General features: G+C 45.6%; 11 protein-coding genes. 9 read left to right on the top strand and 2 right to left on the bottom strand.

The window, feature by feature from the left end:
- Nucleotides 1-31: 31 nt before the first annotated feature.
- Complete coding sequence (locus AB6D06_RS09430) at nucleotides 32-781, bottom strand: potassium channel family protein (RefSeq protein WP_102433159.1); 750 nt, start codon at nucleotides 779-781, stop codon at nucleotides 32-34.
- Nucleotides 782-878: 97 nt separating this feature from the next.
- Here AB6D06_RS09430 and AB6D06_RS09425 point away from each other — a divergent pair, with 97 nt between their 5' ends.
- The 3 genes from AB6D06_RS09425 to hldE all read left to right on the top strand — a co-directional run bounded on the left by AB6D06_RS09425 (nucleotide 879) and on the right by hldE (nucleotide 6,762).
- Nucleotides 879-2,135: a methyl-accepting chemotaxis protein gene (locus AB6D06_RS09425; RefSeq protein ID WP_048658011.1), complete on the top strand. Its 1,257-nt coding sequence runs from the start codon at nucleotides 879-881 to the stop codon at nucleotides 2,133-2,135.
- 225 nt (nucleotides 2,136-2,360) lie between these two features.
- Entirely contained in the window at nucleotides 2,361-5,210 is a 2,850-nt protein-coding gene (glnE, locus tag AB6D06_RS09420) for a bifunctional [glutamate--ammonia ligase]-adenylyl-L-tyrosine phosphorylase/[glutamate--ammonia-ligase] adenylyltransferase (RefSeq protein ID WP_372100412.1), read from the top strand.
- Nucleotides 5,211-5,331: 121 nt separating this feature from the next.
- Nucleotides 5,332-6,762: a bifunctional D-glycero-beta-D-manno-heptose-7-phosphate kinase/D-glycero-beta-D-manno-heptose 1-phosphate adenylyltransferase HldE gene (gene hldE / locus AB6D06_RS09415; RefSeq protein WP_050649505.1), complete on the top strand. Its 1,431-nt coding sequence runs from the start codon at nucleotides 5,332-5,334 to the stop codon at nucleotides 6,760-6,762.
- A gap of 167 nt (nucleotides 6,763-6,929) precedes the next feature.
- On the opposite strand, the gene tolC is transcribed toward hldE, so the two are convergent.
- A complete protein-coding gene (gene tolC, locus AB6D06_RS09410) occupies nucleotides 6,930-8,258 on the bottom strand; it encodes an outer membrane channel protein TolC (protein WP_372100410.1) in 1,329 nt (442 codons plus the stop codon).
- 227 nt (nucleotides 8,259-8,485) lie between these two features.
- On the opposite strand from tolC, the gene nudF reads away from it, so the two are divergent.
- From nudF to parC, 6 genes are all read left to right on the top strand, one after another.
- On the top strand, nucleotides 8,486-9,115 hold the full coding sequence (gene nudF / locus AB6D06_RS09405) for an ADP-ribose diphosphatase (RefSeq protein ID WP_017061425.1): 630 nt from the start codon (nucleotides 8,486-8,488) through the stop codon (nucleotides 9,113-9,115).
- Nucleotides 9,116-9,119: 4 nt separating this feature from the next.
- Entirely contained in the window at nucleotides 9,120-9,560 is a 441-nt protein-coding gene (locus AB6D06_RS09400) for a DUF1249 family protein (RefSeq protein ID WP_008222561.1), read from the top strand.
- Nucleotides 9,561-9,619: 59 nt separating this feature from the next.
- Nucleotides 9,620-10,444 (top strand): 3',5'-cyclic-AMP phosphodiesterase, encoded by an 825-nt coding sequence (gene cpdA / locus AB6D06_RS09395; protein WP_372100408.1) that lies wholly within the window; start codon nucleotides 9,620-9,622, stop codon nucleotides 10,442-10,444.
- Between the two features lie 15 nt (nucleotides 10,445-10,459).
- A complete protein-coding gene (gene yqiA, locus AB6D06_RS09390; RefSeq protein ID WP_017061427.1) occupies nucleotides 10,460-11,065 on the top strand; it encodes an esterase YqiA in 606 nt (201 codons plus the stop codon).
- Nucleotides 11,066-11,304: 239 nt separating this feature from the next.
- Nucleotides 11,305-13,185 (top strand): DNA topoisomerase IV subunit B, encoded by a 1,881-nt coding sequence (gene parE, locus AB6D06_RS09385; protein ID WP_017061428.1) that lies wholly within the window; start codon nucleotides 11,305-11,307, stop codon nucleotides 13,183-13,185.
- Between the two features lie 3 nt (nucleotides 13,186-13,188).
- Nucleotides 13,189-15,447 carry a DNA topoisomerase IV subunit A gene (gene parC / locus AB6D06_RS09380; protein WP_017067236.1) on the top strand — a complete coding sequence of 753 codons (2,259 nt, stop codon included), beginning with the start codon at nucleotides 13,189-13,191 and terminating at the stop codon, nucleotides 15,445-15,447.
- The last annotated feature ends 94 nt before the right edge of the window (nucleotides 15,448-15,541 follow it).

Below are 15,541 nucleotides of genomic sequence, written 5' to 3'. Positions count from 1 at the left end.
GAAGTATGAATTTGAAAATAGGGCTCCGGCCCTATTTTTTTGTTTGTTGCTCGAGCTTTTCTAGTCGTTCGAGGATTTTCTGTTGTTGCTCAATGATCTTCTCAAGGTGCTTCTCTTTGTTTTCCGCGCGTTGATTCTCATGATGAGTTGGAGAGGTGATCAAAGAAGTAATCAAGCCTGAAATCATACCAAACACACCCACACCGCAAATGATCACCAGAGAGGCAACTAATTTTCCTGAGCTCGTGACGGGATAATGATCGCCATATCCCACGGTACTGATGGTCACGAAAGCCCACCATAACGCATCTTGTCCAGTGGTGATGTTGGCGTTGGGATCTTTGTGCTCTAACAGCAGTATTGTCCCAGCTCCTATGGTCAGGAGAATGATCAGCAGCAATATAATCGAGGCGAGGGTGGTCTCTTTACGATTGCGAAATAGCTCTCTTAACACTCGTTTACCCGAACGAAGAACAAGAATTACACGTAAGATCTGAAAAATGCGAGCGAAACGAAGTGGTTCGATCATTGGGATGCTTGCTAAGAAATCGATCCAGTGTACTTTTAGATATTCTTTTTTGTTTTGTGATCTGAATAGATCAATTGTGAGCTGAAAAAGAAAAACACTACAGATTATAAAATCGAGGCCGATAAGGACTTGTTTCGATTCTTTGTCGATCGGTACGAACAATAAGCCTGAGATCACAAATAACGCTAAGAAAGAGAGAATCAGTGACAATAAGCTCATCGGCTTGGTGGCGTCTTTGGTATTATTCAACATTCATACGAGGCTCAAAATAAATCGCGAACTTTGACTGACATAGCCACCTCGCGGATATAGAAGCCATCAATATATAAGAATTAATGGAGAACTGACAATGACTAAACTGTCATTCAAGCCGTGGGAAAGGATAATCTCTGACGTTCGTCTCGTTCCAAAAATGGTCATGCTGATGATATTCAGTACGATCTTGATCATTTCAAAGCAGCTTTGGGACGCAAGTACGTTTTACGATTCACTGCTTGCTGTAACCAATAACGCGCAAGTCGCACAACAGCATTACGAGACTTACCTAGTTCAAGTGGCTTGGCAAACAGCCTTAATGATCATTGTGTTTGTGGTTCTTCTATTAGCAGCGGCGCGCGTTATGCTGCGTCAGACTCAATACCTTAATGACGCCATTAAAACCATGGCCGACAAGAACTTATCAGTGCCGATTCAAATGGACTGTAAAGATGAATACGGCGATGTGGCACGTGAACTCGAAAAAACTCGCGTTCAACTGAACGACATGATCAAAACTCAGGTGGCCTCTTCTGATGAACTGTTTGCTCTGACGGAAGTGATGACCATCAGCATGTCTGAAACCAAAGAATCAGCTCAAGAAGAGTTCAATGAGATCGATCAGCTGGCAACAGCAATGAGTGAGATGACCTCTACAGTGCAAACTGTAGCCGAACATGCGCAAAGCGCTTCTTCATTGACGGAACAGGCATCTGGCCAAGCATTGACGGGACAGAAGTTCGTTCAAGGGTCTGTTTCTAAGATGAGTGAGCTATCTTCAGATATCGCAGCATCTGCAGCAGCGGTAAACCAAGTAGAAGAGCGCGTTGACTCAATTGGCAGTGTGGTTGGTACTATCCAAGGCATTTCAGAACAAACAAACCTATTAGCATTGAACGCTGCGATTGAAGCGGCGCGTGCAGGTGAAGCAGGTCGTGGTTTTGCGGTTGTTGCTGATGAGGTTCGTAACCTTGCACAGCGCACTCAGCAAGCGACGGTAGAGATTCAAGACATGATCAGTCATCTACAAAGCAGCGCTAACTCTGCGGTAGAACTGATGGAGAAGAGTGTTGTTGAAGCGGCTGAAGGTGTTGATCTGGTGACTAACGCGGGAAGTGAGCTTGACGGCATTGTAAGCCAAGTCAATCAAATCAATGATATGAACTTCCAGATCGCGACCGCTGCAGGCCAACAGAGCAGTGTTGCTGAAGAGATGAGCGTCAACCTGACCAATGTACGCGAGCTTGTTGAAGCTTCAGTTGTGGTGGTTGGTGAACTGCTCGAGACCTCTCAGCTTATGGAAAGTAACGCGCAAGAACTCGACGGTAAGATTAAGCAATTTAAGGTTTAGTCCTCAGCACCCAATCTTCATCCGTCAAAGGCTAATTCCCAGAGACTGTTTCTCGGTTGTAAGCTCAACCAGATAAGTTAATCGATAAAACGCCCACATTGCTAATGTGGGCGTTTTTTATTGGCGTAACTTTGGTATAACTTATCTTTAGTTATGAAAACTCGTTATTGAAGAACTGAATCGATAAACCGATTGTTCGGCGCGCAGCTTATACAAGGAAGAAACATGCCATTGCCTTCTCAACTCATCACTCACTCCCAGTCTGCTTTTGAGCAATTATTAGAGCATCAAAGTGAAGCCATCAATACTTGGTCTGAGCCACTGACTGAAGATCTTAAACGTGTACTCGGTTTAAGCTGTTTTATTGGTGATTGCCTGCAGCGTGATACGGTTTTATGTGGTGACTTACCTAATATGTTGGCATGCGAAGAACGCGCTGAAGGATACCGAGAACGCTTGGCTGAATTACTTTCTAGTTGCACCGATGAAATGAGCGGTCAGCGCGTGCTGCGTCAATTCCGAAATCGAGAAATGACCTACATTGCTTGGCGTGATTTTATGGGTTCGTGGGAGCTAGAGCAGAGCCTAAATCATCTATCGATGTTGGCTGAGGCGATGATCTTCGAAACCTACCAATGGCAGTACGATATTTGTTGTAAAGAGTGGGGCACACCTTGTAATGAACAAGGCGAAGCACAGCCGATGTTGATCATTGGTATGGGCAAGCTAGGGGGCGGTGAGCTTAACTTCTCTTCCGATATCGATCTGATCTTCACCTACCCAGAGAATGGTGAAACCCAAGGTGCAAGACGCAGCATTGCCAATGCGCAGTTCTTTACACGTCTCGGGCAACGTATTATTAAGGCGCTTGATCAGCAAACCTTCGATGGATTCTGTTATCGAGTAGACATGCGCCTGCGTCCATTCGGTGAGAGTGGTCCACTGGTCATGAGTTACGCTGCGCTAGAAGATTACTATCAAGAACAAGGTCGCGATTGGGAACGCTACGCTATGGTCAAAGCGCGTGTGATGGGCAGTGAGATGTACCCTGAGTATCAAGAGCTTCGCCAAATGCTACGCCCGTTTGTGTTCCGCCGTTATATTGATTTTAGTGCGATTCAATCTCTGCGCCGAATGAAGTCTATGATCAGCAGCGAAGTGCGTCGTCGTGGTCTCTCGAACAACATCAAGCTTGGCTCTGGTGGTATTCGTGAAGTTGAGTTTATCGCACAAGTCTTCCAATTGATTCGTGGTGGACGCGAGCCTAGCTTACGCGGTCGAGGGTTACTCGAAACCTTAAGTGCGATTGAATCCCTTCATCTGCTAGAGTCTGAAGAGGTGGGGCACCTACGTGAAGCTTATCTGTTTTTGCGTCGCCTTGAGAACCTGTTACAAGCCATGGCTGATAAGCAAACTCAAACCTTACCTGACTGTGAATTTGAACAACTGCAGCTTGCGGTTGCCATGCAATTTTCCGATTGGGATAGCTTGATTGTGGCAACTCGCGCCCATATGGCGAATGTACATACCGTGTTCGAAGACCTAATTGGCGTTGATGAAGATGACGCTAATCCGATCGCGAGCCACTTTAGCGAGTTGTGGGATATGGCCCATAAACCCGATGTAATTGAGCACGTGTTGGAACACGACATTGCGGTCGCGAGCCCGCCTGATGCGGCGAAAACGATCATTCAGTTTAAAGCCGATTTGGCTAAAAAGACTCTTGGCCCTCGTGGGCGGGAAGTCCTCAATCGACTGATGCCGAAAGTGTTTCAAGCGCTGTACACCGCTAAGGATGCCGAGTTTGGTTTGTCGCGAGTACTGCATCTGCTGCATAAAATCGTTACGCGTACCACTTACCTTGAACTACTAGATGAACACCCTGCCGCGTTGACTCAGCTAGTTCGCCTGTGTACGGCAAGCCCGATGATTTCGGAGCAGTTGGGTCGTTATCCAATTCTGTTAGATGAACTTATCGACCCTCAGCAACTCTACAATCCCGTGCCTTTAGAGTCTTACAAGACCGAGTTGCGTGATTATCTAGCCCGTATCCCTGAAGATGATATGGAGCAACAGATGGAAGGTCTGCGTCAGTTTAAGCAGACCTGTATATTGAGAATTGCAGCCGCGGATATTGCGGGTGCTCTACCTGTCATGAAGGTCAGTGATCACCTGACCTACTTAGCAGAAGCCATTGTGGAGGCGGGGGTCAATCAAGCTTGGTTACAAGTATCCGCCAAGTTTGGTGAACCTACCCATGTCAAAGATCGCGAAGGTCGCGGTTTTGCTGTCGTTGGTTATGGCAAAGTCGGCGGTTGGGAACTTGGTTATAACTCCGATCTCGATATTGTGTTCATGCACGACTGCCCGGTACACATCTATACTGATGGTAAGAAAGAGATCGATGGACGCCAATTCTACTTAAGACTGGCGCAGCGTATTATCCATATTTTCTCGACCAGAACCGCTTCTGGCATTTTGTACGAAGTCGACACTCGCCTACGCCCTTCTGGTGCATCTGGCCTGTTAGTGAGTCCAACCGATGCCTTTGACGAGTATCAGCACAATGACGCGTGGACATGGGAGCACCAAGCCTTGACTCGCGCTCGTATGATTTATGGCGATGAGTTATTGGCTTCGGCATTTAACAAAACGCGTCATGAGGTTTTGTGCTTGGCGCGTGATGAGGCAACACTCAAAAAGTCCGTTGTGGATATGCGTGAAAAAATGCGCGGCCATTTAGGCGGTAAAAAAGTCGATAGATTCATGCTTAAACAAGATGCGGGTGGTATTACCGATATTGAATTCTTAGCGCAATATTTAGTGCTTAGATACAGCAATGAGAAGCCAAAGCTTACTCGTTGGTGTGACAATGTACGAATCTTCGAAAGCTTGTTGTCACAAGGGATTATGGACGAGCAGCAAGGCATGGCATTAACCCATGCTTATACAACATTAAGAGATGAAATCCACCACCGTAATCTACTTAATCTTGATGCGGATGTGGCGATTGAAAAGTTTGAAATGGAAAGAGAACATGTTGTTCAAGCATGGAAGCAGTGGATGGAAGCATAACCCAGTCATACAGTAATGACGGATGTACCTATCTTGATAGGCTTTTACTCATTTATCTATAGTTTAGCCTCTGTAATCAGTGTGCTAGACTCTAGCCAGATTCGATTTTTGGAGATCCATAATGAAACCAATTCTACCTGACTACAGCCAATCAGGCGTTCTTGTTGTCGGTGACGTAATGCTTGACCGTTACTGGTATGGCCCAACTGGCCGTATTTCACCAGAAGCGCCAGTCCCCGTTGTAAAAGTAGAAAATAACGAAGAGCGTCCTGGTGGTGCAGCCAACGTAGCAATGAATATTGCTTCTCTTGGTGGCCATGCTCATATCGTTGGTTTGACCGGTAAAGATGAGCCTGCTGAGGTGTTAAAAAATACCTTAGGCGCACTAAAGGTTAAATGTGATTTCGTTGAGTTAGAAGATTACCCAACCATTACTAAACTGCGAGTGATGAGCCGTGGTCAGCAGCTAATTCGCCTTGATTTTGAAGATAAATTTGAGAATACGGATCCTGAGCTGGTTTTATCTCGTATGGAGCAAGCGCTTCCAAATGTGCGCTCGGTAATTCTATCTGATTACGCAAAAGGTGCGTTGGAGCACGTGCAGAGCTTTATCCAAAAAGCGCGCGCAGCAAAAGTTCCTGTGTTTATCGACCCGAAAGGCGCAGACTTTGAACGCTACCGTGGAGCAACGTTGCTTACACCAAACATGGCTGAGTTCGAGTTGGTGGCTGGCAAAGTAAAATCTGAAGAAGAAATGATCGAAAAAGGACTCGCACTGATCGAAGAGTTTGATTTTGAAGCATTGCTAGTGACTCGTAGTGAACATGGTATGACACTACTTCGTAAAGGTTTAGAACCATTCCATTTGCCAACCCAAGCGAAAGAAGTGTACGACGTAACTGGTGCTGGTGATACGGTTATCTCAGTACTGGCTGCGTCTGTTGCAGCTGGTAAGCCATTGGATGAGGCGTGTGCATTAGCGAACGCTGCAGCTGGTGTCGTTGTTGGTAAGCTAGGTACGTCAACGTTATCCACGATAGAGCTAGCTGAAGCGATTCACGGCAGTCAAGACACAGACTACGGTGTGATCTCAGAAGCGGCACTGGTTGAAGCGGTGAAGCGTGCTCGTGCGAAAGGCGAGAAGGTAGTTATGACCAATGGCTGCTTTGATATTCTACATGCTGGTCATGTTTCTTACATGAATCACGCGGCTGAGCTGGGCGATCGTTTGATCGTTGCGGTAAATACCGATGAATCAGTGAAACGCTTGAAAGGCCCTGGTCGCCCTGTGAACCCAACTGATCGTCGTATGGCGGTATTGGCTGGCTTAGGTGCAGTTGATTGGGTTGTGCCATTCTCTGAAGATACACCTCAACGTTTAATCTCTGAGGTATTGCCAAGTATTCTTGTGAAAGGTGGTGATTACAAACCTGAAGATATCGCTGGTGGTGCGGAAGTGATTGCTGCTGGTGGTGAAGTTAAAGTACTTAACTTTGAAGATGGTTGCTCTACAACTGAAATTATCAAAGCGATTAAAGGTGGTCGAGGTTAACCCTTCGCCTTCGAGTATAAAACCTTTAGCCTCAAGCTCATAGTCAGATTGTAAATCTAACTTTTGATAGATAATAAAAATGCCGCTCAATGAGCGGCATTTTTGTAACGGTAATCTAGTCGCTTTATTAAAGACTTTGATTAGAGTCTTTAACTAGGATTTAAGAATTACTTGCTTGCTACTTTTAGACCTGCGTTTACATCAACGATGTCTTGTTCGCTTAGTGTACCAACCGCTTGACGAAGCTGAAGAACACTTAGGATGTAGTTGTAACGAGCATCTGAAAGGTTTTTGTTCGCATCATATAGACGACGAGTCGAATCTAGTACGTCAACGATAGTACGAGTACCTACATCAAAACCAGCTTCTGTTGCTTCTAGAGCTGACTGAGCTGAAACTACAGACTGTTCGTAAGCGCGTAGAGCACCGATCGAAGCGCTGATGTTGTTGTTGAATGCACGTACGTCTTTTACAACGCTACGGTAAGTTGCTTCTAGATCTTCACTTGCTGCAACGTAGTTGTATTCAGCCTGTTTAGTCAATGAAGTTGTGTTACCACCCGTGTATAGAGGTACATTTAAGTTAACGCCAACATTGAAGTTGTTTGTGGTACCGTCAGAAGTAGCACTTGAACCAATATCAGTATAGTCGTATCCACCATCAAGAGTTAGAGATGGTAGATGACCTGAGCTCTGTAGTGAAATGTTGTCTTTAGCTATGTCTTGCGAGATTCGCGCAGCAAGTAGACTAAGGTTTTTTTGCTCAGCTTGTTCAACCAGTGCAATCGCAGACTCAGAAGATTTGCTTGCTGAGAAACGGTCAGTGTCTAGGATGCTTAGGTTAGAGTGTTCTTGACCTGTAATCTCACGTAGACCTTCGTAGTTATTAATCAGAGTGTTCTCTGCTAAAACTTCATCAGCTAAAACGGCATCGTATTGAGCTTGCGCATCATGTACATCGGTGATTGCTGAAAGACCTACTTCAAAGCGCTGTTTTGTTTGTTCTAGTTGGCGCGCAACCGCTGCTTTTTCTGCACGAACGAACTCTAGGTTATCTTGAGCACGCAGTACTTCGAAGTATGCTGTTGCTACACGCAGGATCAAAGCTTGTTGCTCTGCTGCATACGCTGAATCAGATTGACGAGCTGTTTTTTCTGCTGTATCTAGCGTGATCCAAGAAGAACGTTGGTATAGTTCTTGAGAAAAGCTAATACCAGCTGTTAGAGCATTCTGGTCATTATCGCGAGTCGATGCTGAATCGAAATCTGTATCACCACGAGTAAGGTTGTACCCAGCTGTCAAATTGATTTGCGGTAATAAAGAGCTACGGCTTGACGTTACTGCTTCAAAAGCGGCATCGCGCTGCGCTGCTGAACGAAGAAGTTGTGGATCGTTCTGTTTTGCTTGGTCGTAAACTTCAGCTAGCGTATCAGCGAAAGCTGACGAACTCAGGCTGCCAATTGCTGCACTGATAAATAGTGGAAGCAGTTTTTTCATTTTCCTATTCCTGCCTTTAATAGAATTTTCTCTGAAAGAGTTTAACCCAGTTTGATGGTAATTTACTCGAAACTTTGCACTTTTTTACATTTAACTGTCCACTTGTGCAATATTTATTTTTTAAAACTTAACTTTAATTATAAAATTTATACAAAAAGTTGAACCTTATCCTTGGTAGTTAACTCGGACAATGAGTAAACTATAAAGATCACTTAGTGAGGTACCAAATGCAACAGTATGATAATCAACGACACGAGTTTACTCCTCAAGATGTGGAAATAGTCTCAAAAGAGACGCTGTTTCGTGGTTTTTTCAAAATGGTCAAGTACACATTTAAACATAGACTATTTGAGGGAGGCTGGAGCCAACCAATAGAGCGTGAGATGTTTGAGCGTGGACATGCTGCCGCTTTGCTACCTTATGATCCTGTGCGTGATGAAGTGGTGATCGTCGAACAGATCCGTGTCGGAGCCCTAGAGCATGAGAACCCATGGCAATACGAAATTGTTGCTGGGATCATTGATACGGACGAATCGCCACAAGACGTCGCTCGTCGTGAAGCAATGGAAGAAGCCGGAGTCGAAGTCGGATCTGTATTGCCTATTACTTCGTATTATCCTTCATCTGGTGGTTGCTCTGAAAAGCTCGACGTCTTTGTTGGCTGTGTTGATGCAACGACAGCCAAAGGGGTACACGGATTGGACTACGAAGGTGAAGACATTCGTGTACAAGTGATGAGTCGCGAAGCTGCTTATCAGTTGGTAAAAGATGGTGTATTTGAAAATGGAGCCACGATCATTGCGCTACAGTGGCTACAATTGAACTACCAAGAATTACAGTCAGAGTGGATAGATTAACGTCATGCCAAATATCGCGGTCAAAAAACCGTATCATGTTGATCTTGCTGAATTGATGCGAGTTTACGAGACTAACTATGCCAAACTGAACGCTTTGTTACCGGTTGGGCATGAGGTTGGTGACGTTCGCTGTTACCAAGCCGTTAATATGGTGTATCAATTGACAGTGAATGAGGTCACAAAATACACCACATTAATAGATATATGTCAGAGTGATGCGATGCCAGTGTTTCCTTTGCCAAAAATGTCTGTCAGGCTATATCACGACGCTCGAGTTGCAGAAGTGTGCGCTAGCGGGGATTTTTCGCGAGTCAAAGCGAAATATGACTACCCCAACACTAAGCTTCTGCAAAAGGACGAGAAATTTCAATTGAATAAATTTCTTGGGGAATGGTTAACGTTTTGTTTAAAAACGGGTATCAGCCGAACCCCAATTGCCTTTTAATTGAGCCTATTTATCAACACTTTTAAAGTCTAAACAGTAACGTATCTGGATTTGTTATTTTGGAATTATCACACACTTCAAAATTTGATGAGAGCACTATTAAGCTTGTGCAGCTAACGGACACGCATTTATTTGCGCCGAGCAATGGCAGCTTATTAAGCATCAACACTCAAGATAGCTTTCGTGCTGTAGTCGATGGCATTGTTAGTCAGGGCTTTGACTATCAAGCGATTTTAGCAACCGGTGATATATCTCAAGATCACAGTGCTGAGTCGTACCAGAAATTTGAGTCAGGGATTCAGCCTTTGGAAAAGCCATGCTATTGGCTGCCAGGGAACCATGACTTTAAGCCTAATATGGGCAGTGTTTTACCATCACCACAAATACAGTGTGTTGAGCATGTCTTGCTAGGCGATAACTGGCAGATGGTGATGCTAGACTCGCAGGTGGTTGGTGTGCCTCATGGTCGCCTCAGCGATCAACAACTTGATCTGTTAGAACAAAAATTGATCGAATTCCCTGAGCGTAATACCTTGGTTTTACTGCACCACCACCCGTTATTAGTGGGCAGCGCATGGCTGGATCAACATAACCTAAAAGACGCCGATCAATTTTGGGATGTGGTTCAACAGCACACCAATGTTAAAGCCGTACTGTGTGGTCACGTTCATCAAGACATGAACCGAGATCATCATGGTGTACAAGTCATGGCAACACCGTCGACTTGTGTGCAATTCAAACCTAACTCAGATGACTTCGCGGTTGATACTTTGTCTCCGGGCTGGAGAGAGATTGAATTACATCAAGACGGTACCGTTAGCACGCAAGTTCGTCGTCTGCCTCATGGGCAGTTCTTGCCTGATTTTAAGGCTGCTGGTTACTAATGAAGGCGGTTATTGATGCCAGGCTCTAATCAACAAGCTAATAAGCCATCGCTGCTTCTCTATATTCACGGATTTAACAGCTCATCACGTTCTCATAAAGCGAATGTGATGGCAGATTACTGTGCGGAGCATCGCGCTGATATTAAAGTCGTAACCCCTCAACTGCCGAGTTTCCCTCAACAAGCGGCACTTCATTTACAGCAGCTGGTGGAGCAATACAAAGAGCAATATCAAATAGCGTTGGTCGGTAGCTCGCTGGGTGGCTATCTTTCAACATGGCTGAATAGCCACTATGGTTTTAAAGCGGTGGTTGTAAACCCAGCAGTGAAGCCGTATGAGCTTCTTGCTGACTATTTAGGTGAACAAGTAAACCCATACACAGATGAACGATATGTACTGGAAACAAAACATATTGATGAACTGAAGGCGTTAGAGGTTTCGGCTATCGCTAAGCCGAGCGACTTCTGGTTACTTCAGCAAACGGAAGACGAAGTTCTGGATTACCGACAAGCGGTAGAGAAGTACCAAGGTGCAACACAGACAGTAGAAGAGGGCGGGGATCATAGCTTTGTTGATTTTGAACGCTACCCACAACAAATCATCACCTTTCTAAATCTTTAATCTGTTCCACCAACCAAGTGATTTTCTCTTGTTTGCCTGTTATTTCATCTATCAATGGTGAAATATCATAGTTTGATGTCTTAGTTTTTGAACTAGCTTGACATCATTACTCAGCTTCCAGACTATATTCCCCAATACTTCGCTCGTTCGCTCTACTATGACGGTTCATAGTAATGATTCTGCTTTAGTGAAACTGGAGCCAGCGAACTGACGCAAACTTTTTGAGTAAACTCCGTATTATGACTGAACAATATAATGCAAAAGACCTCGAGGTACTTGAAGGTCTCGACCCTGTGCGACACCGCCCGGGAATGTATACCGAGACAGAAAGACCTAACCACCTTGCCCAAGAAGTCATTGATAACTCGGTCGATGAAGCACTAGCGGGACACGCTAAGAAGATCAAAGTGGTACTTCATGCAGACCAATCGTTAGAAGTTACCGATGACGGCCGTGGTATGCCTGTCGATATCCACCCTGAAAAAGGGATCTCAGGTGTTGAGCTGATTTTAACTAAGCTCCACTCTGGCGGTAAATTCTCGAATAACAACTATAAGTTCTCTGGTGGTCTGCACGGTGTAGGTATCTCGGTTGTAAACGCGCTGTCAAAACGTGTTGAAGTGACCGTACGCCGAGAAGGTCAGGTTCACGAGATCGCACTTGAAGGCGGTCATGCAGTAACAGAGCTTACTGTGACGGGCACTTGTGGTCATCGTAACAGTGGTACATCAGTACATTTCTGGCCTGATCCTAAGTACTTCGATAGCCCTAAATTCTCGACACTTCGTCTGATTAACAACCTACGTGCAAAAGCAGTGCTTTGCCCAGGTTTAGAAATTACCTTTATCGACAAAGTCGGTGGTGAAGAGCATAAATGGTTCTATGAAGATGGTCTAAAAGACTACCTTGCCGAAGGCGTGAAAGGTTACACCTTGCTGCCTGAAGAACCGTATGTTGGCGAATTCGTTGCTGAAACAGAAATGGCAAACTGGGCGATCATCTGGCAGCCAGAAGGCGGCGACATGATCACCGAAAGTTACGTGAACTTAGTACCGACTAAACAAGGTGGTACACACGTAAACGGTCTTCGCCAAGGTCTTCTTGATGCAATGCGTGAGTTCTGTGAATTCCGTAATTTGCTGCCGCGTGGCGTTAAGCTAACGGGCGACGATATCTTCGATCGCTGTTCGTACGTACTGTCGGTGAAGATGCAAGATCCGCAGTTTGCTGGTCAAACAAAAGAGCGCTTGTCTTCACGTCAAACTGCTGCGTTTGTGTCTGGTGTGGTAAAAGATGCGTTTAGCCTGTGGTTGAACGAAAAGCCACAACTGGCAGAACAGCTAGCAGAAGCTTGTATTGCGAATGCCCACCGCCGTATGCGCGCAAGCAAAAAGGTTGTGCGTAAGAAAATCGCTTCAGGCCCAGCACTGCCGGGTAAGCTAACTGACTGTTCAGTTCAAGACTTAAGCCGTACCGAAATCTTCTTCGTGGAAGGGGACTCGGCGGGTGGTTCTGCTAAACAAGCACGTGATCGTGAGTTCCAAGCAGTTATGCCACTTCGCGGTAAGATCCTAAATACATGGGAAGTGTCAGCAGACCAAGTATTGGCTTCGCAAGAAGTGCACGACATCTCGGTGGCTCTAGGCATCGACCCGGACAACGATGATTTATCCGGCCTGCGTTACGGTAAGATCTGTATCCTTGCCGATGCGGACTCGGATGGTCTTCATATCGCGACACTGCTGTGTGCTTTGTTTACTCGCCATTTCCATGCATTAGTTGAAGCGGGTCATATCTATGTGGCAATGCCTCCTCTGTATCGTATCGATTGCGGTAAAGAAGTGTTCTACGCACTCGATGACGCAGAGAAAGACGGTGTGCTTGAGCGACTATCGCAGAAGAAAGCCAAGATCAACGTGCAACGATTCAAAGGTCTGGGTGAAATGAACCCACTTCAGTTGCGTGAAACCACCATGGATCCAAACACTCGTCGCCTTGTGCAGTTAACGATTGATGACAGCGAAGCAACCAACGAGATGATGGACATGCTGCTTGGTAAGAAACGTGCAGATGATCGCCGTACATGGCTACAGACTAACGGTGATATGGCCGAGGTATAATGGATGTCTAACGAAATTACATATGATGGCGTTGAACAGCTGCCAATGCGCAAGTTCACCGAAGATGCCTACTTAAATTACTCAATGTACGTGATCATGGATCGTGCATTGCCGTATATCGGTGATGGCTTGAAGCCAGTACAGCGTCGTATTATCTACGCGATGTCTGAGCTAGGCTTATCGGCTGCATCGAAATACAAAAAATCAGCACGTACCGTTGGTGACGTATTAGGTAAGTATCACCCACATGGTGACTCTGCTTGTTACGAAGCGATGGTATTGATGGCGCAGCCTTTCTCTTACCGCTACCCATTGGTAGATGGTCAAGGTAACTGGGGTGCTCCTGATGATCCGAAATCGTTCGCTGCGATGCGTTATACCGAAGCCAAATTATCTAAGTTTGCTGAGGTTCTTCTAGGTGAACTAGGTCAAGGCACTGTTGACTGGCAACCAAACTTTGATGGCACGATGAAAGAGCCTCAAATGTTGCCTGCTCGCCTACCTCACATCCTACTTAACGGTATTACAGGTATCGCGGTAGGTATGGCGACCGATATTCCACCACACAACGTGCGTGAAGTCGCGAATGCAGCCATTCACCTAATTGATACGCCTAAGTCTGAGCTTTCAGACGTGATGGGTTTCATTCAAGGTCCAGATTACCCGACTGAAGCTGAGATTATCTCCCCGAAATCGGACATCGAAAAGATCTACCGTACTGGACGTGGCAGCATCAAGATGCGCGCGGTTTGGCACAAGGAAGGCTCTGATATTGTTATCACGGCTTTACCTCATCAAGTGTCAGGTGCGAAGTTACTTGAGCAAATCGCTAACCAGATGCGCGCTAAGAAGCTGCCAATGGTTGACGACTTGCGAGATGAATCGGATCACGAGAACCCAACGCGTATCGTTGTCGTTCCTCGTTCGAATCGTATCGACTGTGACCAATTGATGAGTCACCTGTTCGCGTCGACGGATCTAGAGAAAAACTTCCGCGTTAACTTGAACATGATTGGTTTAGATAATCGTCCTCAAGTTAAAGGCTTAGTTCAAATCCTGAAAGAGTGGATCGAGTTCCGTCGCACAACGGTTCGCCGTCGTTTGCAGTACCGTTTAGATAAAGTACTGGCACGCTTGCACATCTTAGAAGGTTTGCTTGCTGCTTATCTTAATATCGATGAAGTGATTGAGATCATTCGTACAGAAGACGAACCATGTCCTGTCCTAATGAGCCGTTTCAACATTTCTGAAATTCAAGCCAATGCGATTCTTGATATTAAACTTCGTAACTTAGCTAAGTTAGAAGAGTTTAAAATCCGAGCGGAACAAGAAGAGCTTGAAGCTGAACGTGAGAAGCTTGAAAAGCTACTCGGTTCAGAGCGTCGCTTGAATACGCTGATCAAGAAAGAAATCCAAGCAGATGCGGATAAATACGGCGATGATCGTCGTTCACCTCTGATTGAGCGCGCTGAAGCGAAAGCGCTAACAGAGCGCGACTTAGTACCAAGCGAACCAATCACGGTTGTGTTGTCTGAGAAAGGTTGGATTCGTCATGCCAAGGGGCATGAAGTTGACGCTGAAGGTTTGAACTACAAATCGGGTGATAAATTCTTAGCGAGTGCTAAGGGTAAGAGTAACCAACAAGCGGTGTTCCTCGGCAGTGATGGTCGAAGCTACTCCCTTGAGTCACATTCATTACCGTCGGCGCGAAGCCAAGGTGAGCCAATTACAGGCCGCTTGAACGTCAGCCCAGGTACTTCTATTCGCCAAGTGGTGATGGGAGAGAATGAACAATTATGGTTAGTCGGTTCTGATGCAGGTTATGGTTTTGTTTGTAAGGGTAGCGATCTTCTGTCCAAGAACAAGAGCGGTAAAGCCTTGGTTAACTTGCCACAAGCTTCTGAAGTGATGATGCCAAGCCCTATTGCTGACTTGGACAGTAATCAGATTCTGGCGATTACTAACCAAGGTCGTATGTTGTTGTTCCCGATTAAAGATCTCCCTCAGCTGAGCAAAGGTAAAGGCAACAAGATCATCAACATCCCTTCTGCGAAAGCAAAAGAGCGTGAAGAGTTTGTCTCACATCTTATGGCTATCCCAGAGAATGCGACGCTGACTATCTACGCCGGTAAACGTAAGCTTGGTTTGAAACCTGCGGATCTTGAAAACTTCCGTGGTGAACGTGGTCGTCGTGGTGGTCTACTGCCTAGAGGACTACAGCGAGTGACTCGCATCGATATCGAAGAGCAAAGTGAATCGTAGAGATACTTGAAACAATCTTTAGATAAAAGAAAACCCAGCCTATGAGCTGGGTTTTTTGTACTTGTGTATTAGCAGCTTGAATCATTGCTTACAG

Origin of the sequence: Vibrio sp. 10N.239.311.G01 (genome assembly GCF_041465805.1) — a bacterium.
Lineage (GTDB): Bacteria > Pseudomonadota > Gammaproteobacteria > Enterobacterales > Vibrionaceae > Vibrio > Vibrio crassostreae_C.
Note: the sequence above shows the minus strand (reverse complement) of the source record. Positions and strands in the feature narration are given on the sequence as shown.

Excerpts from the sequence above, each read along its gene's own strand:
- hldE (WP_050649505.1), top strand. The coding sequence starts at position 5,332 with ATGAAACCAATTCTACCTGACTACAGCCAATCAGGCGTTCTTGTTGTC.
- parC (WP_017067236.1), top strand. The coding sequence starts at position 13,189 with ATGTCTAACGAAATTACATATGATGGCGTTGAACAGCTGCCAATGCGC.
- AB6D06_RS09425 (WP_048658011.1), top strand. The coding sequence starts at position 879 with ATGACTAAACTGTCATTCAAGCCGTGGGAAAGGATAATCTCTGACGTT.
- nudF (WP_017061425.1), top strand. The coding sequence starts at position 8,486 with ATGCAACAGTATGATAATCAACGACACGAGTTTACTCCTCAAGATGTG.
- parE (WP_017061428.1), top strand. The coding sequence starts at position 11,305 with ATGACTGAACAATATAATGCAAAAGACCTCGAGGTACTTGAAGGTCTC.
- AB6D06_RS09430 (WP_102433159.1), bottom strand. The coding sequence starts at position 781 with ATGTTGAATAATACCAAAGACGCCACCAAGCCGATGAGCTTATTGTCA.
- yqiA (WP_017061427.1), top strand. The coding sequence starts at position 10,460 with ATGCCAGGCTCTAATCAACAAGCTAATAAGCCATCGCTGCTTCTCTAT.
- tolC (WP_372100410.1), bottom strand. The coding sequence starts at position 8,258 with ATGAAAAAACTGCTTCCACTATTTATCAGTGCAGCAATTGGCAGCCTG.
- glnE (WP_372100412.1), top strand. The coding sequence starts at position 2,361 with ATGCCATTGCCTTCTCAACTCATCACTCACTCCCAGTCTGCTTTTGAG.
- AB6D06_RS09400 (WP_008222561.1), top strand. The coding sequence starts at position 9,120 with ATGCCAAATATCGCGGTCAAAAAACCGTATCATGTTGATCTTGCTGAA.